Source organism: Acinetobacter lwoffii, assembly GCF_029024105.1.
Taxonomy (GTDB): Bacteria; Pseudomonadota; Gammaproteobacteria; order Pseudomonadales; family Moraxellaceae; genus Acinetobacter; species Acinetobacter lwoffii.
Genome location: NZ_CP118963.1, coordinates 2,522,625 through 2,543,949 on the forward strand (window position 1 = coordinate 2,522,625; position 21,325 = coordinate 2,543,949).

At 45.6% G+C, this 21,325-nt stretch carries 22 protein-coding genes; 4 read left to right on the plus strand and 18 right to left on the minus strand.

Features of this window, described 5'->3' with window-relative positions:
- Positions 1-40: 40 nt before the first annotated feature.
- The 9 genes from pcaF to paaA all read right to left on the minus strand — a co-directional run bounded on the left by pcaF (position 41) and on the right by paaA (position 8,124).
- A complete protein-coding gene (gene pcaF, locus PYW33_RS12210) occupies positions 41-1,252 on the minus strand; it encodes a 3-oxoadipyl-CoA thiolase (protein ID WP_004646064.1) in 1,212 nt (403 codons plus the stop codon).
- 11 nt (positions 1,253-1,263) lie between these two features.
- Complete coding sequence (locus tag PYW33_RS12215) at positions 1,264-2,817, minus strand: 3-hydroxyacyl-CoA dehydrogenase (RefSeq protein ID WP_004646063.1); 1,554 nt, start codon at positions 2,815-2,817, stop codon at positions 1,264-1,266.
- 3 nt (positions 2,818-2,820) lie between these two features.
- Positions 2,821-3,612, minus strand: coding sequence for a 2-(1,2-epoxy-1,2-dihydrophenyl)acetyl-CoA isomerase PaaG (paaG, locus tag PYW33_RS12220; RefSeq protein WP_004646061.1), 792 nt, complete (start codon positions 3,610-3,612; stop codon positions 2,821-2,823).
- Positions 3,612-4,382 carry an enoyl-CoA hydratase-related protein gene (locus PYW33_RS12225; RefSeq protein ID WP_004646060.1) on the minus strand — a complete coding sequence of 257 codons (771 nt, stop codon included), beginning with the start codon at positions 4,380-4,382 and terminating at the stop codon, positions 3,612-3,614. Before PYW33_RS12225 ends, paaG begins: the two co-directional genes overlap by 1 nt.
- 38 nt (positions 4,383-4,420) lie before the next feature.
- A complete protein-coding gene (gene paaE / locus PYW33_RS12230; protein ID WP_004646059.1) occupies positions 4,421-5,479 on the minus strand; it encodes a 1,2-phenylacetyl-CoA epoxidase subunit PaaE in 1,059 nt (352 codons plus the stop codon).
- A 75-nt stretch (positions 5,480-5,554) separates the two neighbouring features.
- On the minus strand, positions 5,555-6,055 hold the full coding sequence (paaD, locus tag PYW33_RS12235) for a 1,2-phenylacetyl-CoA epoxidase subunit PaaD (RefSeq protein WP_004646058.1): 501 nt from the start codon (positions 6,053-6,055) through the stop codon (positions 5,555-5,557).
- A gap of 28 nt (positions 6,056-6,083) precedes the next feature.
- Positions 6,084-6,839, minus strand: coding sequence for a 1,2-phenylacetyl-CoA epoxidase subunit PaaC (gene paaC, locus PYW33_RS12240; protein WP_026055746.1), 756 nt, complete (start codon positions 6,837-6,839; stop codon positions 6,084-6,086).
- A 16-nt stretch (positions 6,840-6,855) separates the two neighbouring features.
- Complete coding sequence (paaB, locus tag PYW33_RS12245) at positions 6,856-7,146, minus strand: 1,2-phenylacetyl-CoA epoxidase subunit PaaB (RefSeq protein WP_004646056.1); 291 nt, start codon at positions 7,144-7,146, stop codon at positions 6,856-6,858.
- A gap of 33 nt (positions 7,147-7,179) precedes the next feature.
- A complete protein-coding gene (paaA, locus tag PYW33_RS12250; RefSeq protein ID WP_004646055.1) occupies positions 7,180-8,124 on the minus strand; it encodes a 1,2-phenylacetyl-CoA epoxidase subunit PaaA in 945 nt (314 codons plus the stop codon).
- 263 nt (positions 8,125-8,387) lie between these two features.
- Between paaA and paaZ the strand changes: the two genes are divergently transcribed.
- The 3 genes from paaZ to PYW33_RS12265 all read left to right on the plus strand — a co-directional run bounded on the left by paaZ (position 8,388) and on the right by PYW33_RS12265 (position 13,253).
- Positions 8,388-10,499 carry a phenylacetic acid degradation bifunctional protein PaaZ gene (gene paaZ, locus PYW33_RS12255; RefSeq protein ID WP_004646054.1) on the plus strand — a complete coding sequence of 704 codons (2,112 nt, stop codon included), beginning with the start codon at positions 8,388-8,390 and terminating at the stop codon, positions 10,497-10,499.
- A 193-nt stretch (positions 10,500-10,692) separates the two neighbouring features.
- A complete protein-coding gene (locus PYW33_RS12260) occupies positions 10,693-12,132 on the plus strand; it encodes a spinster family MFS transporter (protein ID WP_004646053.1) in 1,440 nt (479 codons plus the stop codon).
- 185 nt (positions 12,133-12,317) lie between these two features.
- Positions 12,318-13,253, plus strand: coding sequence for a tRNA-dihydrouridine synthase (locus PYW33_RS12265; protein WP_004646052.1), 936 nt, complete (start codon positions 12,318-12,320; stop codon positions 13,251-13,253).
- Between the two features lie 52 nt (positions 13,254-13,305).
- On the opposite strand, the gene PYW33_RS12270 is transcribed toward PYW33_RS12265, so the two are convergent.
- From PYW33_RS12270 to rpe, 4 genes are all read right to left on the minus strand, one after another.
- On the minus strand, positions 13,306-13,968 hold the full coding sequence (locus PYW33_RS12270; protein WP_004646051.1) for a nuclease-related domain-containing protein: 663 nt from the start codon (positions 13,966-13,968) through the stop codon (positions 13,306-13,308).
- A 34-nt stretch (positions 13,969-14,002) separates the two neighbouring features.
- A complete protein-coding gene (locus PYW33_RS12275) occupies positions 14,003-14,485 on the minus strand; it encodes a methylated-DNA--[protein]-cysteine S-methyltransferase (protein WP_004646050.1) in 483 nt (160 codons plus the stop codon).
- 73 nt (positions 14,486-14,558) lie between these two features.
- Positions 14,559-14,876, minus strand: coding sequence for a DMT family transporter (locus tag PYW33_RS12280; RefSeq protein ID WP_004279177.1), 318 nt, complete (start codon positions 14,874-14,876; stop codon positions 14,559-14,561).
- Between the two features lie 628 nt (positions 14,877-15,504).
- Entirely contained in the window at positions 15,505-16,191 is a 687-nt protein-coding gene (gene rpe, locus PYW33_RS12285; RefSeq protein WP_004279174.1) for a ribulose-phosphate 3-epimerase, read from the minus strand.
- Positions 16,192-16,359: 168 nt separating this feature from the next.
- Here rpe and PYW33_RS12290 point away from each other — a divergent pair, with 168 nt between their 5' ends.
- Entirely contained in the window at positions 16,360-16,638 is a 279-nt protein-coding gene (locus PYW33_RS12290) for a DUF2218 domain-containing protein (protein ID WP_004646049.1), read from the plus strand.
- A gap of 44 nt (positions 16,639-16,682) precedes the next feature.
- Here PYW33_RS12290 and PYW33_RS12295 read toward each other — a convergent pair whose 3' ends face one another.
- The 5 genes from PYW33_RS12295 to PYW33_RS12315 all read right to left on the minus strand — a co-directional run bounded on the left by PYW33_RS12295 (position 16,683) and on the right by PYW33_RS12315 (position 21,321).
- On the minus strand, positions 16,683-17,099 hold the full coding sequence (locus PYW33_RS12295) for a M48 family metalloprotease (RefSeq protein ID WP_004646048.1): 417 nt from the start codon (positions 17,097-17,099) through the stop codon (positions 16,683-16,685).
- Positions 17,100-17,102: 3 nt separating this feature from the next.
- Positions 17,103-17,822: a M48 family metallopeptidase gene (locus tag PYW33_RS12300; protein ID WP_004646047.1), complete on the minus strand. Its 720-nt coding sequence runs from the start codon at positions 17,820-17,822 to the stop codon at positions 17,103-17,105.
- Positions 17,823-17,833: 11 nt separating this feature from the next.
- A complete protein-coding gene (locus PYW33_RS12305) occupies positions 17,834-18,949 on the minus strand; it encodes a YjgN family protein (RefSeq protein WP_016806806.1) in 1,116 nt (371 codons plus the stop codon).
- Between the two features lie 109 nt (positions 18,950-19,058).
- Positions 19,059-19,895 (minus strand): S-formylglutathione hydrolase, encoded by an 837-nt coding sequence (gene fghA, locus PYW33_RS12310; protein ID WP_004646045.1) that lies wholly within the window; start codon positions 19,893-19,895, stop codon positions 19,059-19,061.
- A gap of 43 nt (positions 19,896-19,938) precedes the next feature.
- Entirely contained in the window at positions 19,939-21,321 is a 1,383-nt protein-coding gene (locus PYW33_RS12315) for a C13 family peptidase (protein WP_004646044.1), read from the minus strand.
- Positions 21,322-21,325: the final 4 nt, after the last annotated feature.

Genomic DNA, 21,325 nt, shown 5'->3' on the forward strand with positions numbered 1-21,325 from the left:
CTTCCTGACCACGGTTTAATTCATTGATTGAATGATGTGTTTAATCCATATTTTCTAAAACCAGTGCCACACCTTGACCCACACCGACACACATGGTGCAGAGTGCATATTTGCCTTTACGGCGTTTTAGTTCTTTCATGGCCGTGATCACCAGACGGGTGCCACTCATACCCAGCGGATGACCCAAGGCGATGGCACCGCCATTCGGGTTAATTCTGGAATCATCGTCTTGCAAGCCGAGTTCACGAATCACGGCCAGTGACTGCGCAGCAAAAGCTTCATTCAGCTCAATCACGTCCATCTGTTCCAGACTGAGTCCAGTCTGTTTCAGCACTTTATGTACTGCTGGCACCGGCCCAATGCCCATATATTTAGCTTCCACACCGGCACTGGCCATTCCAATCACTTTAGCTTTCGGGCGCAAACCATACTGCTCAGCAAACTGCTGATTGCCGAGTAATACGCAAGCCGCCCCGTCATTAACACCCGAAGCATTACCAGCGGTGACTGAACCGCCTTCTTTACGAAATGGGGTTTTCAAGGCTGCCAGATTATCCAGCGTCGTTTCTGCACGCGGGTGCTCGTCTTGGGAAATGGTCAGAGTGGTTTTCTTCGGACCTTTAACCTCGACTGGCAGAATTTCTTCGGCAAAAATACCTTTTTGCTGCGCTACTGCGGTTTTCTGCTGGCTGTGATAGGCAAACAGGTCTTGGTCTGCACGGCTAATCTGATACTTTTCAGCGACGTTTTCGGCAGTTTCCGGCATGCTATCGACGCCAAACTGTGCTTTAAATTTTGGGTTGATAAAACGCCAGCCAATGGTGGTGTCATAAATTTCAGGGGTACGGCTAAAGGCAGTTGTAGGTTTGGATTGCACAAAAGGCGCTCGGCTCATGGATTCTACGCCACCCGCCAAAATAAATTGAGCCTCACCCGATTTGATGGCACGGGCTGCCAGTCCAATGGCATCCAGACCTGAGGCACATAAACGGTTTACGGTCAGTGCTGAAACAGATTCAGGCAACCCTGCGAGTAAAGCAGCCATACGCGCCACGTTGCGGTTATCTTCACCGGCCTGATTGGCACAGCCTAGGATCACTTCATCCAGTTCTGCCCATGGCAAGGCCGGATGCTGATCTTTCAGATATTGAACCGGTAGCGCTGCCAGATCATCAGCACGAATGCTGCTCAGTCCACCGGCATAGCGTCCGATCGGGGTGCGAATTTCATCAAAAATATAAACCTGTTCCATGATTCTTCCTTTTAGCCAGCAACACGTAATGGTTGCTGCTGAGTTTTCTGTGCATATCCCTGCACCGCTTTCTTTGCTAAATATATACTAGTTCTATAGCGGTCTTCACCATAAATACGATACATATTTTCTAAAATTTGTAAAATTGTGTAATATCCAATTTTATCTGCCCATTCGAATGGACCACAAGGATAATTCACGCCATATTTCATAGCAGAATCAATATCTTGTTCTGATGCGATATCATGCAGTACCGCTTCACAGGCTTCATTCACCAACATGGCAATACTACGTATAACATAAAGACCGGGATGATCCTTAGACCAAATAGGTATCATATCCATACCTATGAGGAATAGCTCCACTGCCTGGCGTTGTTCAGCACTACATGCTGGTGATGCAACGACTGGAATCGATTGGGCATTTTCCCAATCTGCATGCCAATCCATCAACACCACAGGCTCATGCGGATAAGCCAGTTCAACTGATTCGCCAAGCGATAATCGCAGAGAAAGGTCACCAATCAGGATTTCATTCTGTTCTGCTGCCTGAAAACTCAGCTCTACATGAGAGGCCTGTTTTAAACGTTCAATCAGTACTGAGGAATGTAGCCATTCACCTTTTACTGTGACTTTGAGCTTATTCAGCGACTTGGCATAACACACTGGCAATTCATATACAGGCGTAGGCTTGGCCTGAGCGTAATCATAAAAACCCTGACCGGACTTGCGACCATAACAACCGGCATCGACCAGTTCTTTTTGAATCAAGGACGGGCGGTAGCGTGGCTCATAGAAAAATTCCTGATAGACACTTTGTGTGACCGAGAAATTCACATCCTGCCCAATCAGATCTGTAAGTTCACACGGCCCCATGGCAAAACGGCCACATTCGCGCATGATGTAATCGAGCTGTTCCGGGATGGTGGCATTTTCCTGCAAGGCACGAAAGGCTTCGGCATAATAAGGCCGCGCGACACGATTGACGATAAAGCCGGGGGTCGATTTGGCCCGTACCGGGACTTTGTTCCAATCCTTCATCAGCTCAAATACTGCATCGGCAAGGACTGCTGAAGTTTTCAGTCCGCGGATAATCTCGACCAGTTTCATTACCGGTGCCGGATTAAAGAAATGCAGTCCAATCACCCGCTCCGGATGCGGAATAGCCGAGGCAATTGCGGTAATGGAAATCGATGAGGTATTGGACGCAAAAATCGTCTGTTCCGGGCAAATGGTAGCCAGCTGCTGAAACAGGGTTTGCTTCACTTCCTTCTTTTCGACAATGGCTTCAATAATGAGGCCCGCATCGGCCAGCTGCTGGATGTCCTCTGCCACGATCAGATTGGCCAAAGTGCTATCGAGCAGTTGCTGGCTCATTTTGCCATTCTGTACGCGCTTGCTGAGCTGCGCCTCTAAAACAGTCAAGGCACTCTGAACCTTGCTGCGATCGAGATCAAATACATAGGTCGGATGCCCGTGCATGGCTGCCAGTTGTGCAATACCAATCCCCATGGTCCCAGCACCCACCACAGCAACTTTGACTTGTTCTAAATTGATCTGTTGCATGATTTAGCATCCTTTATATTCAGGGGTGCGCTTCTGCATAAAGGCTTGCACACCTTCTTTATAATCGCTTGAACGTCCAGCCAGACGTTGCAGGTCACGCTCCAGAATCAGCTGCTCATCCAGATTGTTGTCAGCTGCGGCATGAATGGCTTTTTTAATCAGCGACAGACCATAGGTCGGTTGCTGCGCCAGATGCTCTGCCAGTTTTTTCGCTTCTGCTTGCAGTTGCTCATCTTCAACCACCTGCCAGATCATGCCCAGTTGTACTGCGCGCTCAGCCGGAATTTTATCGCCCAGCATCGCTAAGCCCATCGCCTGGGCACGCCCGACCAGACGCGGCAGGAACCAGGTACCGCCTGAATCTGGCACTAAACCTAGACGGCAAAAAGCCTGAATAAAAGAAGCCGATTTTGCTGCCACCACAATGTCACAAGCCAAGGCGATATTGGCGCCAGCACCTGCTGCCACGCCATTCACCGCACAGATCACTGGTTTTGGCATCTCGGTAATCAGTTTGATCAAAGGGTTATAATATTTTTCAATTGACAGGCCTAAGTCCGGTGCATCGGCATTCGGATCGACCACACGATCATTCAGATCCTGACCAGCACAGAAACCACGCCCTTCGGCTGAAATCACCACTGCACGAATCTGGCTGTCTTTGGCCCAGGCTTTCATGACACTGGACACTTCCTGATGCATGGTTTCATTAAAACTGTTGAGCTGTTTTGGACGGTTAAAGGTCAGGTAGCCCACTGCATTTTTTTCTTCGACAATAATTGTTTGATAATCCATTACACACCTCTAAATTCTGGTTTTCTTTTTTCTAAAAATGCATTGATGCCTTCCTGGCGATCTTGGGTCGCCGCCAGCCAGACAAAATGTTGACGCTCGAGCTTCAATCCCTGACTTAAAGTCACTTCATGAATCGACTTTAAGGATTGCTTGATGGCACGAATAGCCAGCGGTGCCTGCTTGGCAATTTTTTCTGCCAGCTCCAGTGCGTATTGCACGGTCAGTTCTGCCGGACAAACCTGGCTGCTAATGCCATGTTGCAATGCGGTCTGTGCCGAAATCATTTCACCGGTCATGGCCCAGCGCATCGTCAATTGCTGACCGACCAGACGGGCCAGACGCTGTGTTCCACCGGCACCCGGCAACATGCCTAAGCCAATTTCAGGCAAGGCAAACTGGGCATTTTCTCCGGTCAGCACCATGTCACCATGCAAAGCCAATTCGAAACCTGCACCAAAAGCATAGCCATTTACGGCCATGATTAAAGGCTTGGAAAATTCATCAATTTTTTTCCACAGCAGTGGCCGCTGATCCTGCTGGATGCTAACCACATCTAACTGCGCCAGCTCATTTAAATCGGCACCAGCAGCAAAGCATTGTGTATTTCCGGTGATGACCACGGCTTTCACAGCAGCATCTGTTTCCAAGTCTTGTAAACAGGCTGCAATGTCTTGCAAGGTGGCATTGTTTAAGGCATTACGCTTTTCCGGGCGATTCAGCTCAATCAGTACCACACCTGGCTTGGGTGAGCTGGTTTTAATGTAAGTCATCCTTGAACTCCTGCTATGCTCAGCAATTGATTCCGTACTTATTCATCAAAACTCAGACGTACATTGGCTGTGGTCGGACGTGCCTGACAGCTCAGCACATAACCTTTCTGGATTTCGTCTTCTTCCAGACTGTAATTCACCGCCATTTCAACCTGACCTTCCAGCACCTTACATTTACAGGTGGCACAAACACCGCCCTTACAGGCATAAGGTAAGTCCGCTCCGGCACGTAGCGCAGCATCTAAAATACTGTCATCCTGTTTAGAGACTTCAACAATCAGCTCGCGACCATCGAGGATGATATTGACGCGTTCTTCACTGCGGCTTTCCATCTGCTGGGCGGTTGCTCGTGGTGCAGTCCCGGTATTGAAACGTTCGGTATGAATCTTGCTGCGCTGAATGCCCCAAGTCGGTAATACCGTTTCCACCGCCGTCATCATTTCTTCAGGGCCACAGGCAAAACAGTGATCGGCTTCAGCAGAAATCAGATTGGCCTGAAACAGCTGCTGCAATTTATCTGCGTTGATACGCCCGTTAAAAATCTCGCTATCATTCAATTCACGGGAAAAAATATTCACCAGTTGCAGACGCTCTTTAAAACGATCTTTCAGATCCATAATCTGTTCAGAAAACATGGTCTGTTTCCAAGAACGATTGCCATAGACCAAAGTAAAGGTGGCTTCCGACTGACGGTTTAAAACCGACTTCACAATGGATAAGATCGGGGTAATGCCACTGCCTGCTGCAAAACCTAAATAATGTTGACCGCCTGCCTTGGCTGCTTTTTGAAAGAACACCCCTTGCGGCGGCATCACTTCTAAAACATCGCCTGCTTTCAAATGATCATTGGCCCAGATCGAGAACTGACCCTGATCAATTTTTTTAATTGCAATACTCATATCTTCCTGAGTATCACTACAAATGGAGTAACAGCGGCGCAGCTCGCCGTCATCGCTTAAATGGCGGATGGTGAGATGCTGACCTGGCTGATATTGGAAAGCATCCAATTGTTCAGGCGCGAGATCAAAGGCAATGCAGATCGCCTGCTCGGTTTGTGGCTGAATCGATTTAATGGTTAACGGTATAAATTGGCTCATGGCAAAATCCTTCTTTTAGGTGGCGGTGTTCAGGCTTGTTATTGGTTTACCCTGACCACCGAGCAATCGTTACAATCAAATACATTTGAAATAGTCAAAAGTTTCTAAGCAGTCCCGACATTGATATAAAGCTTTACAGGCGGTTGAACCGAATTCACTTAATAATTTGCTGTTATGACTTAAGCACTGTGGACAGGTGATGCCATCGGTCAATGCCACATGCGTACCACAGCTATGTGACTGGCCTTGCGGCGGGGCAATACCATACTGCTGTAATTTGTGTTTGCCCGATTCACTCATCCAGTCCGTAGTCCAGGCTTCAGACAGATCGACAATCACTTTGACTGGCGTCAAACCGTTCGCCTCGAAAGCCTGGGTAATTTCTGCTTTTAATAAATCCGTGGCCGGACAGCCGCTATAGGTCGGCGTGAGTCGCACCACAATTTCATCCTGCTGATTCAGCTCGACGCCACGAATCATGCCCAGATCAATCACCGATAATACTGGAATCTCTGGATCAGAAACCTGCTGCAAAACGTCCCAACATTGATCTTCTACGTGTCGAATCAGATTCATGCGACTCACTCCCTGTGATTGTGCCGAATTACCAGTTCATGTTTGGATATGAGCGCTGCATATATTGCAGTTCGGCCAAAACAAAACCGAGATGCTCTGTATGTAAACCCTGTTTAGCCCCACTGCGATAAGCGCCCAGCTCTGGCAGGCTTAATTCAAATCGCGCTAACTCGGCTGTAATCGTTTCCAGCCACTGTGCTTTTAAATTTTCAATATCTGGAATTACACCGCTATCGACTAGCTGTCTTTCATCAGCCGTCAGGACAAAAAGTTCCTCGGTAAAACGCCATAACTGGTTTAAACCTTGCTGGGTTTTCTCGTGGGCTTCTGCTGTACCTAAACTTAGGCGCTCCATCCAGGTGGTGGAAAAACGCTGGTGATATTTCACTTCTTTGAGTGACTTCACTGCAAAGGCGGCCAACTCAGCATGCTGACTTTGACTTAAGGCGCTAAACAATAAAGCGTGATAGTGATCCATCAACCACTGGCGCACCAGAGTCTGGGCAAAGTCACCATTCGGCTGTTCGCACAGCAGTAAATTGCGGTATTCACGCTCGGTTCGGAAATAAGCCAGCCTGTCTTCATCACGGCCCTGTTCTTCCACTTCACCTGCCAGACTGAGGGCAGTACGTGCCTGACCCAATAAATCCAGTCCGATATTGGCCAAGGCAATATCCAGCTCCAGTTCAGGTGCATGACCACACCACTCTGCCAAACGATGTGACAGGATCAGTTGACTGTCACCCACATGTAAAAGAAATTCTGCCAATACTTGATTTGTCATCATCTTCATCCTTCCCTTACATGTGCTCGATGCCAGCTGGAATGTTATAAAAGGTCGGATGGCGATAAACCTTGTCCAAAGCAGGTTCAAAAAATTCCGCTTTTTCATCTGGTTGTGAAGAAGTAATCAATTCAGACTTCACCACCCAGATACTGATGCCTTCATTGCGGCGGGTATAGACATCACGGGCATTTTGTAGTGCGACTTCATCATCCGGTGCGCGTAGGCTGCCGACATGACGGTGACTCAGACCCTGTTTACTCCGGACAAACACTTCATAAAGTGACCAGTTGTTTTTGTTATTCATGAGCAAAATTCCCTATATTGATCAAACTATTTTTTAAGCGACTTTTTGTGCTGCTGACTGTTGCTGCTGTTTTTGAGCATAGACAGCTGCGGAATCACGTACCCACTTGCCGCCTTCCCAAGCTTTGCGGCGTGCTTCAATACGCTCATGGTTACACGGCCCCTTGCCTGCAAGAATCGCAAAAAACTCATCCCAATTGATTTCACCAAATTCGTAATGTCCGGTGGCTTCATTGAATTTGAGGTCTGGATCTGGAACGGTTAAACCCAGCTGCAAAACTTGCGACACGGTGTTATCGACAAATTTCTGACGCAGCTCATCGTTACTGAATAATTTAATTTTCCACTGCATGCTTTGTGCACTGTTCGGTGAATTATCGTCACTTGGACCAAACATCATTAGGGCCGGCCACCAGAAACGGTTCACTGCATCTTGTGCCATCTGCTTTTGTTCCGGCGTACCATTGGCCAGTTCCATCATGGCTTCAAAGCCCTGACGCTGATGGAAACTTTCTTCCTTACACACACGCACCATAGCGCGGGCATAAGGACCATAAGATGTACGGCACAGCGCAACCTGATTGACAATTGCTGCACCATCTACCAGCCAGCCAATCGCGGCAACATCGGCCCAGCTCAGGGTTGGATAGTTGAAAATTGAAGAATATTTCATGCGACCGGCAATCAGTTTATCCATCATGTCGTCACGATCCGCACCCAAGGTTTCTGCAGCACTGTACAGATACAAAGCATGACCGGCTTCGTCCTGAACTTTTGCCATCAGCACAGCTTTACGCTTCAAGGTCGGTGCACGGGTAATCCAGTTGCCTTCCGGCAACATGCCCACCACTTCAGAGTGTGCATGCTGACCGATCTGACGAATCAAGGTCTTACGATAAGCATCCGGCATCCAGTCCTTCGGCTCTATGGAAATATCCTTTTCAATCTTTTGATCGAAGATTTGTTGTTGGTTATTCATTGTTCCCTCACTTATCCCAAGTGTTGATACACCCAAATTAAAACGATACGTAATTAAAATCAATATCTATTTATTGGTATCATTTAATTTTTATCCCTTATTTTTTGTAAATATATGTTTTACATCATTTAATATTTTTTATTTTATTGTTATTCATTTTTAAACACAGATTTATGATTGACATTTTCAATTTTTCAACACAAATTATGAAACATCAAAATTAAAAATACCACTCAAAACGTATCATAAATGGAGTTTTTACAATGTTAGAGTTAGACAGCAGCTCAAGCACAATGGATTATCAAGATACTGAATCAACTCATAATCCTATTGCCATCAAAAGCTTAGCTTCACTGGTGTACGGCCAAGAATACACAGCGCAAGCCGATTTACGTACGGTTTATCATGCCATTAGCGGTGAGGCGGTTTATCAAGTTGGCAGTCAGGGCATCGATACCCAAGCCGTGGTGAAGTATGCCAAACAAAAAGGTGCGACTATTGCCACATGGACGTTTCATCAACGTGCCAATGCACTGAAGCAAGTGGCACAGTATTTGATGGAACGCAAAGAAGACTTTTATGAACTTGCCAAGGCAACCGGCTGTACCCGTAAAGATGCCTGGATTGATATTGAAGGCGGGATTGGGACCTTATATGCCTATTCGAGTTTGGTGCGTCGCGAACTGAGTGATGAAACCGCATGGGTTGAAGATGCATGGATTCCGCTATCCAAGCAAGGCAACTTTGGCGCCAAACATATACTGAGTCCTAAAGCCGGTGTCGCAGTGCATATCAATGCCTTTAACTTCCCGATCTGGGGCATGCTGGAGAAAATCGCACCGACGCTACTAGCAGGCGTACCCTGTATTGTCAAACCGGCAACAGAAGGTGCCGAGCTGACCCACGCCGTGGTCAAAGCTATTCATGAAAGCGGCTTTTTACCAGAAGGTTCACTTCAGCTGATTTGCGGTCAGATTTATGATTTATTTGATCATTTAAATCCTCAAGATACGGTCACCTTTACCGGTTCAGCATCAACAGGACAAAAACTCCGTTCTCATCCGCACCTCAATGCCTACTCTATTCCATTCACGATGGAGGCAGATTCAGTCAACAGCGCGATTTTGACTGAACAAGCCAATGACGAAAGCATTGATTTATTTGTCCGTGAAGTCTTCCGTGAAATGACCTCTAAAGCCGGACAAAAATGTACCGCAATTCGTCGTGCATTCATTCCGGCTGAACTTTTGGACACCGTACAGAGTCGCCTAATTGAAAAACTGAAAAAAGTCGTTGTGGGTGATCCGGCTCAGGAAGGCGTGACGATGGGTGCTTTGGCCAGCGTCAAACAGAAATATGATGTCGCGGCAAAAGTTGAACAGCTCAGCCAGGATGCAGAGATCGTATTCGGTAGCCACTTGCGTCAGGACTTTAAGATTCAAGTACAAAACGCTGAAAAGTCTGCATGCTATCCACCGACAGTTTTGGTATGCAAAGTGCCAGCTCAGGCAGAAAATATCCATAAGATTGAAGCCTTTGGACCTGTAGTGACTTTAATGCCATATACTGACCTGGCTCAACTTGCTGACCTGGTGGCACGTGGCGAAGGTAGTCTGGTGGCATCCATCGTACGCAATACCGATGAAAATATTGAACAACTGCTCAGCAAAATTTCGCCATGGCATGGTCGTGTACACATTCTGGATGCTGAAAGTGCCAAAGAAAGTACCGGACATGGTTCGCCATTGCCCTTACTGGTGCATGGTGGGCCAGGACGTGCCGGTGGTGGTGAAGAACTCGGTGGCTTGCGCGCAGTCAAACATTATATGCAACGTACTGCGATTCAAGGCTCGCCAAATGCCATGACCCAAGTCGGCCATAGCTGGACTGCCGGAGCTCAGGTCTTTGAAGACCGAGTGCATCCTTTTAAAAAATCATTTGATGAATTGCGTATCGGTGAACGTTTACTGACTGCACGACGTAGCGTGACCGAAGCAGATCTGGTGAATTTCGGCTGCCTGAGCGGTGATCATTTCTATGCGCATATGGACAAGATTGCTGCAGCAGAATCGCTGTTTGGTGAGCGTGTTGCCCATGGCTATTTCGTGGTGTCTGCTGCGGCCGGTTTATTCGTTGATGCCGCTCAGGGTCCAGTCATTGCCAACTATGGCATGGACAACTTACGCTTTGTGGAGCCAGTAAAAATTGGCGACACCATTCAGGTAGAACTGACCTGTAAGCAGAAAACTCCAAAAGCACTGCGCGATCCGGCACAGAAGCCACATGGTGTGGTGGTCTGGGATATTAAAGTGAAAAACCAGCGCGATGAACTGGTTGCAACCTATGATATTTTAACCCTGGTTGAACGTGGCTAAAAATGCACACTAAAAAAAGGAATCATTATGATTCCTTTTTTTAGTCTTTAAAAATTATTTGTATCTATTCTTAAAAACAGATTGACGCCTATCCATTTAGCCTCTAGATTAATTAAATGCGATACAATATAAAAATAACAATCAAATTAAAAGTATCAAATAAATATCTCAAACGATCAGCACAGGATGTTGCATGATGAATGATAAATCGCTGAACCTAGAAATGGTTGAAAGGACGATTCAACCGCCAAATCAAAGTTTTGAGCCTACACCAGCAGAATCGGCCGTGCCGCTGTCTGAACAGATTGAACCGCCACCGGAAAGCAGCACCTACCAATGGTATGTGGTGGTCATTTGTATGGGGGCTTACATTCTGTCATTTGTAGACCGTCAAATTTTATCGCTCATGATTGAACCGATTAAAGCCGATTTAATGCTGAGCGACACCCAGTTCAGCCTATTACAAGGTCTGGCCTTCTCCTTGTTTTATGCCATTATGGGCCTGCCCATTGCCGCACTGGCGGATCAAAAGTCCCGGATTAAAATCATTGCGACCGGGATTGCTTTCTGGAGTCTTGCCACAGCAGCCTGCGGCCTCAGTAAAAACTTTATTCAAATGTTTATTGCACGTCTGAGTGTGGGTGCCGGCGAAGCTGCGCTTTCCCCTGCCTTTTATTCGATCGTTGCCGATTTATTTCCGAAAGATAAATTAGGTCGTGCACTCGGGGTATATGCCATTGGTGCCTTTATTGGTTCGGGCTTAGCTTTCCTGATTGGCGGCTATGTGATTGGCCTGCTCAAAGATGTCAGCTTCGTGGCTTTACCGCTTATTGGTGAAGTAAAAACCTGGCAACTCACCTTTATGATTGTCGGTCTACCGGGCGTATTGCTGGCCCTACTCATGGTGCTGACGGTGCGTGAACCTGCACGTAAGGGTATGAAAGTCGGTCAGGATGGCCAGGTCATTAAAGCATCTTTCAAAAACTCGATCGGTTTTATCAAGACACATAAAAAGACCTTTTTCTGTCATTTTATTGGCTTTTCTTTTTACACCATGATGCTGTATTCGCTGCTAGGCTGGGCACCTGCCTATTACATGCGTAATTTCGGTCTGGATGCGAGTCAAACCGGTTATATCCTCGGTACGATTATTCTAGTCGCGAATACTTCAGGTGCCTTGTTCTGTGGCTGGCTGATCGACTTTTTCTCGAAACGTGGCTATAGCGATGCTGCAATTCGTACCGGTGCCATTGGCTGTGCGGCGCTGATTATTCCGAGTGTGCTGTTTACTCAGGTCGATAATATGCAGCTTTCATTTGCGCTGATTTTTGTGGCGATGTTCTTCTCCACTTTCCCGATTCCTGCATCGGCTGCTGCTACGCAAATGCTGACACCAAACCAGCTACGCGCACAAGTATCTGCCAAGTTCCTGCTGGTTTCAAACCTGATTGCCTTAGGCGTCGGAACCACCGCTGTGGCGTTAATTACGGATAAATACTTCCAGAACACCCTGATGGTCGGCAACTCGATCTCGATCGTCAATGCGATTGCCGGATTGATTGGCTTCTTCCTGTTGTACAAGGGCTGCCAGTATTATCGTGAAAGTATGAAAGTCGAGAAACTGGCTGACTAAAATGGCTGGATATTGCTAAACCTTCTTAATTTTCACTTTTAAAGGCCTTTAATTCACATTAAGGGCCTTTTTATATCAGCCCAAAAAGTTCAATTTTCAGGTACTCATCATTCAATTCCGATCCAGCCTAGACAGGCTGCCTAAAAAAACGTATAACACCGTTTTAAATTTACAGGTGTGCACCGTTGAAACTTGTGCTTGCTCCCATGGAAGGCTTAACCGATCCGATTATGCGTGATGTGCTGACATCCGTAGGTAGCTTTGACTGGTGTGTGACCGAGTTTATCCGTGTCACCGATTCCCTTCTGCCCGATCATATTTATCATACTTACTGCCCGGAACTGTTGAATGATGGCAAGACGGCGGCAGGTACACCGGTACATGTCCAATTCTTAGGAAATAATCCGGAGATGCTAGCAGCGAATGCCGCCAAAGTGGCAGCCATGGGCGCACCGGCAATTGACATGAATTTTGGCTGTCCGGCCAAAACCGTGAACCGTCATCGTGGTGGTTCAGTCCTGCTCGATGAACCCGAAGTCGTGCATGAGCTGGTTAAAGCCGTGCGTGATGCAGTGCCTGCGCATATTCCGGTTTCCGCCAAAATGCGTCTGGGTTATATGGACCGTAATTTCATGCTGGAAAATGCCCATGCCATTGAAGATGCAGGAGCAGCATGGGTTACCGTTCATGCACGCACCAAAGCCGATGGCTATACTCCACCCGCTTTTTGGGACCAGCTACAACCGATTCGTGAAGCACTCAAGATCAATGTGATAGCCAATGGTGAAATCTGGAACAATGCCGATGCCAAACAGTGCCGACTAGAATCTGGCTGCGAAGACCTGATGATTGGCCGTGGTGCAGTGACCACACCCGACCTGACTCAATGTATCCGTCAAAACTCGGATGCACCTTTGATGAAATGGAATGAACTGCTACAACTGCAAATTCGTTTTATCAACGGCCCAGCCAAAACTGAGATCGGGATGGTCGGTCGTTACAAGCAATGGCTCGGCATGATGTCGAAACATTATCCTGAAGCCAAAGCATTATGGGATGAAGTAAAACGGATTAAAGTTCTGGCCGAGATTACCGAAAAACTGAAAGCTTCAAATATTTAAAACCAAAAAGCCTTTGAATGATTTAAAGGCTTTTTTATGGACTCGTAAAAGCTTATGACTGCTTAAGATGCTTTAAATTTTCTACATGCTCCCGATTAGTTTTCCAAGATTTTTCTAAAACTTCTTTTTCTAGCCGCAGTTGTATCCATTTTAATTTCGTTTCAGAAATCATCTGTTGATCAAAACTTTTCACATAGTCGGTCCAGCCCGCCCCCCGAAATACATGATTTGGCATCGGCGTTTTAAACACGGCATCTGGCATAAATACAATCACAGAATGCAAAAGATCTGGTTCCACAATATCTGCCAGTAGCTGCTCCAATACTTTGATGTGCTTATAGTTTTGATGAATCGGATTCTGAAATTTATAACTGTGTTTATAGATTTTCTGGGTCCAGGTTTTTTGTCGCTCGTTTCCAAATATCCAGCCTTTATAGTTTTTGGTCTCAATCACAAATATTCCGTAAGGACTTAATAACAGATGATCAATTTGCGTGGTCGCACCTGTCCCGTCTGGAAGAGTCAAATCATTGAGCAGAATATATTGAGGATCTTTTAAATACAGTTTGACATGGGCAGCAACCGCAAATTCTCCTAATTTCCCTTTTAAAAATGGCTTGAATAATTTAAAAATCATCACGCCAAAGAAAAGCAGAAGAATCCACCCTAAACTGGACCAGAGTGGACTTAATAGCTGTATGGTAGAATGTTCCATATTCTAATTTTCATTTATTTTAAGTGCTTAAATATTAATGCGTTCGCTCAATATTTAACAGGATTTCTTTTTTATCCAAACCACCGGCAAATCCTACCAGCTTGCCACTGCGACCAATCACCCGATGACAGGGTGCAATAATCGAAATCGGGTTTTTGCCATTGGCTGCACCCACGGCGCGTACTGCCTTGATATTACCCACCTGTTCAGCAATGTCGCGATAGCTTCGCGTTTGTCCGTAGGGAATATTCAGTAGCGCCTGCCAGACTTTTTTCTGAAAATCGGTACCTGCAAAGTCCAAAGGCAGGTCAAAAACATTGCGCTGACCGGCAAAATATTCCTGAAGCTGACGTCTGGTTTCAATCAATACCGGATGCTGCGGATCTTCAACCAAAGTCGCCAGTTTCACCCGATTCGGCTGTTCACAGTCCCAAAGCACGGCCACCAGCGCGGTTTCATTCGCGACCAGTTGTAGCTGACCTACGGGAGAATCCATATAGATATAACTTAAGTTCATGATGGCGCCCTGTCCCAATCGCTGGAGTTCATTTTCTATATTAACCCAGTTCACCGAGACAGGCAGAAACAAATTATGAAGAGGATACTTTCATCAGCACCAGACCGGAAATGATGAGTACGGCAGCCAGCATACGCAACGCTGTAGCGGGTTCACCCAAAACCCAAATACCAATGAGAAATGAACCCACTGCACCAATCCCGGTCCAGATCGTATAGGCTGTACCTAGTGGCAAAGTACGCATCGCATAAGCCAGCAAAGCAAAACTCAGTACCATGAAAACAATAGTAATGATACTGGGGGTTAAACGAGTAAATCCTTCGGACAGCTTCATCGAATATGCCCACACGATTTCAAAAATACCCGCAAGAATAAGTACTATCCAGGCCATGCAGCCCTCCTCTTTTTATATAAGAATCAGGCCGTCCTGACGATTTTTCCTGTAAATTCCGACACGCAATTCACAAGGGAGGTCGTTCCTCCTAGGTGTAAAAATTTTATAAAACCACATTGCAGTAATCTGGCTATTTTTACAAAAAATGACTTATCGAGATACAACTTAACTTTGCCTTACTCAAATCTCCACGACATTCATGGCTACTCTGGTTATGATAGATCTTGAAAATGCCAAGTCAGAAATAGTTCTAATAATCGGGCAATTCATTCACAACAATTACATGAGAATGGACTCAGAATATTAAGTTATACACATCAATTAAATTTAAACTTTGTCTGGAGAAATTACATAATGAAACACAAATATACGACACATTGATCACTTTTTGCCTAGTTCCATTATCAACCTATGGTGAATAAACAACCACCAAACACAAGGGTTATAAGCAATAAAAAAGAACCCGATTTGAGTTCTTTTTATACAAATTTTGTCTAAATCGCAATCAATCAGGCTACAAATGATTACATTTTATGCAACATATCCATATGGTTATCAACATAGATATCTACACACTTATCCATAAAGTTATCCACATATTTATGCACTTATGAGTTTTTAACGATTACAGTTGAACCTGCCCTACTCTCGCTAATTCCGCACGCATTTCATCAATCACAGCTTTATAATCCGGCTTACCAAAAATAGCTGAACCAGCTACAAACATATCGGCACCCGCTTCGGCAATTTCACGAATATTGCTTGGCGTAACACCGCCATCAACTTCCAGACGAATATCACGACCTGAAGCATCGATCAGTTTGCGTGCCTGACGCAATTTATCCAAAGTCATTGGAATAAATTTCTGTCCACCAAAGCCCGGGTTCACACTCATGAGCAGAATTTGATCGACTTTATCCAGTACATAATCCAGATAATGCAGTGGCGTTGCTGGGTTAAATACTAGACCCGCTTTGGCGCCACCTGATTTGATCAACTGTAAAGAACGGTCAATATGATCAGACGCTTCCGGATGGAAAGTAATGATATCAGCACCCGCTTCAAGGAAATCTCCGATCATGCGATCTACCGGCTTAACCATCAAATGCACATCAATTGGCGCCTTAATCCCATAATTTTTCAAGGCCTTGCAAACACCCGCACCAAAAGTCAGGTTCGGCACATAATGGTTATCCATGACATCAAAATGGACAACGTCTGCACCTGCTTCCAACACGTTCTCGACTTCTTCACCTAAACGGGCAAAGTCAGCAGATAAAATAGAAGGGGCAATTAAATAAGGCTTGGACATGGGAGAACCTGGCTTGTTGAAATTGGATTTTTCCCATTATATCAAATCCGCTCCGGCTACTGTGATTCGATGTTGCAAGATTAAAACGCTGTGTAACGCTTTGAGGCTTATGCCGGCATCACCGCTTGGTTTAAAGTGCAGGATAATGATGAATAGTGTAGAAAACTGATGAAAAGTATTGCCCATATCCAGACGCAACAAGCAGCACGAATTGCCAAACGCCTGGCCAATCACTGGAAACATAAATTTAATATTGATGAAACCGAACAAAATTTCCTGATTCATTTTCCAAATGCTGAAGTGATATTGGCTCCTGAACAGGATCATCTAACCGTAACGATTCAAAGTAATGATGAATCCACTGACCTGAATAAACTTGAAAATGTAGTACTGGATCATCTGATCCGTATGGGACAGGAACATCTGACTGCCGACTGGCAAAGATAGGTATTAAAAAGCCTTGATGATCAAGGCATAGCAATGATCAGAAACTAAATACGATGATTCGCCTGTTCATTAAAGGCATGAATACGCTCAATTCTTTTATCCAGTTCGAGATGTGATTCCAGATATTTTTTAAACTTCCCGATTAGGCGAATCCATTTCAGTTCGGTTTCTGTCAGGTGCCGGTCTTTTCCATCAATATTGAGAGTGAAATTTTTCATTTTTAAGGTTTGCGATTCCTCTGCCAGTATTCTGGCATTTTCCACCCGCTGCAAAAAGTTAGACAAGTGAATACTGGAAATCTGCTGTTGATGCAAATGCTGCATGGCATAGTCATCGGCATCCAGTTCAATCGCCTGCGAATATCCGGCATCGGTCAACACGACTACAGATGCGGTGACCACATCACTTAAATCTCCAGTTACCAAGGCAAAAATTCCTGCCGCACCCAGATTAAAAATCACTTTTTACATGCTATGTTTTTGTACCAGATGGCCTTGTTCGTGGGCCAGTACTGCAAGGACTTCTTCATCGGTGCCGCTGATTTTCACCAGTTCATCAGTCACAATAATGCTGTTATTCGGGATGGCTGCGGCATTCATGCCCATGCTTGATCCACCTTGACGGAAAATAATTTTTGCAGGTTTTCCTACAGCAATCTTTTGTTCATACAAAGTTTTTAATCGCGTCTGTTGTTCTGCCGGGAGTGTACTTGGCTGGGTCTGGGCAATTAACTGCTGCTCTGTCCGGTTGCCTACTTCAACCAGAGTCTGCTCCGGAAGGAGTTTTGCCAGCTGTTTGGCGCTATAAGGAATCCCCCATTTTAAAATAACAATCACTGCACTGATCACGATGATCATGGAAAAGAAAATCAGGATCGGTGAACGTTCAAACTCCCAGATCGCATGATAAATATCTTTATGTTTAATTCTGAGCCAATGCGGCACTTTGCTTAAAAACTCAATCCGACGTTCTTCAGGTAACTCAATAATCGGTTTACGACCACCGACACCCCCAATATAAGCCATGTCCGGATAAGCAAAATAAAAATCTGCAGCGCTAACTTGTGCTGGAATATCCTCATCAAGTTTCAGGGCAATCCCTTGTTGCTGATCCGGTACAATCCAGGCACGACGGGCTTCAGCGAGAATTCCATCATAAAACTTAACTTCGACAGGTCGTTTCATCACATTTACTCCTATAGCGACGCATCGAAATCAAATACGTCCAGGATTTCATCGGCCAAAGCACTCGGGTCAGGTTGCAAGATATGCTCAAGATTAGATTCATCTTCTGCCACATATAGTTCTAAGTGTTTTAACTGATATTCATATAAACGGATGGCAGCCCAAGGCGTCATTAAGCCCAGACTAAGAACACGTACCATCCAGTTGCTCAGTACAATCCAGCTATAACGCCAGGTGCTTACCCGTGTTTTGAAGTAACTTTGACCAAGCTCCACATGATTCCAGGTAATGATGTATAAACGTGCATAAATAATCGGCCAGACCAGCGCCAGGCAAAGCAGATAGCTAAGCAGTAAACCTAGGCTAAACAAATTGGTTCCAATCCGGTCCACCCAGTACACTACTGCTGCAAGCCAGCCAATACCAACCAGCAGGCAAAGACTCAAGGGCAGATAAACGGCAGACATAAACTTGGACCAGTTAATATTCAACTTGAATTGCAACTGACCAATCGATAAATGATTAAAGTAATAGCGTTTGTAGAGCCAGATCATCACCGGACTAAACAATAGCAAAGTAAAGATATTGATCAGGATGGCCAGAAATAAGACCCTATAAGCCTCGCGGTTGCTGCCATTAAAATAAAAACGCACATTGCCATATTTGCTATTTCGGGCCTTGAATTTCAGGGTCATCCGAATGAGCCAGGGCAGACACAGTGCAGCGACCATCAATAAAGAGCTGTTAGCAAGGATTGAATAGTTGGTCAGCACGACGGTAACCAGATATAGTTCCAGTGCAAACAGACGACCCAGCAGGATCCGGCTCGGCATGGCCACAAAGTCAAAGCGATGTTTTAACAATTGGGTATTACCGTAGAAATAACGCATACGGCGTGCCTTTGCCCAAGGGCTATACAAAGTAAGCGTAATAATGGTTAACATCAGATTCACCATCCAGATACCAAAATATTCGGATGCACTGCCATGAAATCTGAATCCATAACGCTGATATTTGGGGCGGACTGAAGGCGTGGCTTCAGTCGAAAAACTTGAAGCAGCTGGAAATAATGGCTCACTGACACGAATACCGTCTGCTGTCTGCTGTCTGCTGCATGACGACCCCAATTTTTTATACTTTTATACACCTGATATTAAAAGAAAAAACCCCAAAATGTAAAAACATTTTGGAGGTTTTTTAATCTTTTTAGTACTGCTAGATGTGTGCAGTCTTGCTTTAAGGATTTAACTGCACGGCATGGAATTGCAAATGGTCATCTACGAAACTTTGAATAAAGTAATAACCATGATCATAGCCCTGATGTTCACGCAAAGTTAGCGGCTGGTTGACGGCATCACAAGCTTGCTGAAACAAGGCTGGATTAAGCTGACTATAGAACTGATCCGAAAAACCCTGATCAATCAGGATATCGCTAAATAATGCGCCCTTTTCTTGAACCAAAGCGGTCGCATCATGTTTCAGCCATTCCTCTTTCTCAGTACCCAGATAATTCGAGAATGCCTTGTCACCCCAAGGACACTGACTCGGTGCACAAATCGGTGCAAAGGCTGAAACAGATTTAAATTTTTCTGGATATTTATATGCCAAGGTCAATGCGCCATGACCGCCCATAGAGTGGCCGAAGATGCCGATCTTGCCGGGATGAATCACGAACTCCTCAGTGACCAGTGCATAAAGCTCATCGACAATAAAGCTTTCCATCTGATAATGTTCAGCCCATGGTGCCTGAGTGGCATTAATATAAAAACCTGCACCCTGACCGATATCCCAGTTGTCGCCTTCTGCCACGCTTTCACCACGTGGTGAGGTATCTGGTGTAATCAGAATCAAGCCAAGTTGCGCCGCCAAACGCTGTGCATGCGCCTTGATGGCAAAGGTTTCTTCGGTACAGGTCAAACCTGCCAGATAGAATAATGCCGGACAGCTGTGACCTTCTAAAGCTTGAGGCGGCAGAAAAATGCCAAATTTAGTCGGTGTTTTAAGATAGCGTGAATCAAAACGATAAATCCGCTGTTCACCTTCAAAGCTTCTATTGTTCTGTATAAGTTCCATGGCTATTCCTTATTATTACAACCGGTCTGTGGATGACATTGATCTAGGGAGATGGTGTTGCCGTACTAGTCTGTGGAAATAAACGTTGCTCCAGTTGTGGCAACATCAATTCCATATTCTTACCAATCACCCATTGCGGTTCTGATGGCTCAAAACCTTGAGCTGATTCCCATTTTGCTACGGTATCTGTGGCCTGTGCGAAAGCGCTTTGCAAGCTGCTATTTTCACGCATGGCTTCATCAAAGAACGCACGACCAAAATAGGTATAATCCGCTTCATTCGAACAGCCAAAAGACTGACGGTCAGCTGCCGAAGCCGTAATCACCAAGGTATTGTCATTCTGTAAAGCAGAAGCAAAACTGCCTGAAAAACAGGCCGAGATTACGATCACGCGCCAACGTATGCCTGATGCATCTAGTGTTTCACGCAACCATTTTGGATCAACCTGCGCCAGATCCAGTGGGGCATTTTCCATTTCAAATACATTCGGCAAACCGTGAGAGGTCATATATAAAAATAATACGTCACTTTCACGGTTCATCTGCTGCCCCATACGGCGCAATGTCAGCTCCATACTGGTTTTGGAAGCAATCGGCATAGTGGTACGTGTCGCTGGGTGATTGACCAAGGCAATCGATCGGCCAAAAGTACCAAAACGGGTATCAAACTGCTCTTTAATCCGCTCAACTTCAGAATGGAATACATCCTGATAGCTCGCTCCAGCTACTCCCATGAAATACCAGTGTGACTGTGCAAATTCACCATACTCGATATTTTCCAGCGCTTTATTCAGCAAAGTTGGCTGGGCATAGAAAGCATCTTCGGCAAAACTCGGTGGAATTTCTTCGACTTTCCAGATCGGCTGATCTTTGACTGAAATCTGCCAAACTACTAGCGTAAACAAAGTCGCCAGCATAATCAGCGCACGTTCCCACCACGGCCATTTTAATTCACGTGAAATCACCCAGACCACTGCCAGACTTTGCCAGACAAACAGCATGACAAAGAGCGTTGGAATATAGTCGTAAAGGATATAAGGCAGATAATCCAGATCACCCAGATACTGAATCAGACACTGGAACAGCATGATATGGGTATCTAACACCAACCATAACAAGGCTGGCACCAGCATCAAGCGTGGATTATTGACCCGTTGCGAAAGAAAAATACCGACAATCAGGGCAATGAAAGGCCAAAGCGCATAACTGATCAGGCCTTGAGAGTTAAAATCTCCCATACGGCCTGAACTGAGCCAGCTAAACAAACTGTTGGCGCAGCCCCCTAAGATCCCCCAGAACACCAGTTGCATGATGGATGGACGGACCAGTTGTAAAGAACGCCTCGACCCCAGAAATAACCACATCCCGGCAATTTGGTTGCTCTTAAAATCGTGCCAAAAATTAATGGAGGGTTTAAAGTCGATCATAGGA

Coding starts and splice junctions, on each gene's coding strand:
- pcaF (WP_004646064.1), bottom strand. CDS start 1,252: ATGGAACAGGTTTATATTTTTGATGAAATTCGCACCCCGATCGGACGC.
- PYW33_RS12215 (WP_004646063.1), bottom strand. CDS start 2,817: ATGCAACAGATCAATTTAGAACAAGTCAAAGTTGCTGTGGTGGGTGCT.
- paaG (WP_004646061.1), bottom strand. CDS start 3,612: ATGGATTATCAAACAATTATTGTCGAAGAAAAAAATGCAGTGGGCTAC.
- PYW33_RS12225 (WP_004646060.1), bottom strand. CDS start 4,382: ATGACTTACATTAAAACCAGCTCACCCAAGCCAGGTGTGGTACTGATT.
- paaE (WP_004646059.1), bottom strand. CDS start 5,479: ATGAGCCAATTTATACCGTTAACCATTAAATCGATTCAGCCACAAACC.
- paaD (WP_004646058.1), bottom strand. CDS start 6,055: ATGAATCTGATTCGACACGTAGAAGATCAATGTTGGGACGTTTTGCAG.
- paaC (WP_026055746.1), bottom strand. CDS start 6,839: ATGACAAATCAAGTATTGGCAGAATTTCTTTTACATGTGGGTGACAGT.
- paaB (WP_004646056.1), bottom strand. CDS start 7,146: ATGAATAACAAAAACAACTGGTCACTTTATGAAGTGTTTGTCCGGAGT.
- paaA (WP_004646055.1), bottom strand. CDS start 8,124: ATGAATAACCAACAACAAATCTTCGATCAAAAGATTGAAAAGGATATT.
- paaZ (WP_004646054.1), top strand. CDS start 8,388: ATGTTAGAGTTAGACAGCAGCTCAAGCACAATGGATTATCAAGATACT.
- PYW33_RS12260 (WP_004646053.1), top strand. CDS start 10,693: ATGATGAATGATAAATCGCTGAACCTAGAAATGGTTGAAAGGACGATT.
- PYW33_RS12270 (WP_004646051.1), bottom strand. CDS start 13,968: ATGGAACATTCTACCATACAGCTATTAAGTCCACTCTGGTCCAGTTTA.
- PYW33_RS12275 (WP_004646050.1), bottom strand. CDS start 14,485: ATGAACTTAAGTTATATCTATATGGATTCTCCCGTAGGTCAGCTACAA.
- PYW33_RS12280 (WP_004279177.1), bottom strand. CDS start 14,876: ATGGCCTGGATAGTACTTATTCTTGCGGGTATTTTTGAAATCGTGTGG.
- rpe (WP_004279174.1), bottom strand. CDS start 16,191: ATGTCCAAGCCTTATTTAATTGCCCCTTCTATTTTATCTGCTGACTTT.
- PYW33_RS12290 (WP_004646049.1), top strand. CDS start 16,360: ATGAAAAGTATTGCCCATATCCAGACGCAACAAGCAGCACGAATTGCC.
- PYW33_RS12300 (WP_004646047.1), bottom strand. CDS start 17,822: ATGAAACGACCTGTCGAAGTTAAGTTTTATGATGGAATTCTCGCTGAA.
- fghA (WP_004646045.1), bottom strand. CDS start 19,895: ATGGAACTTATACAGAACAATAGAAGCTTTGAAGGTGAACAGCGGATT.
- PYW33_RS12315 (WP_004646044.1), bottom strand. CDS start 21,321: ATGATCGACTTTAAACCCTCCATTAATTTTTGGCACGATTTTAAGAGC.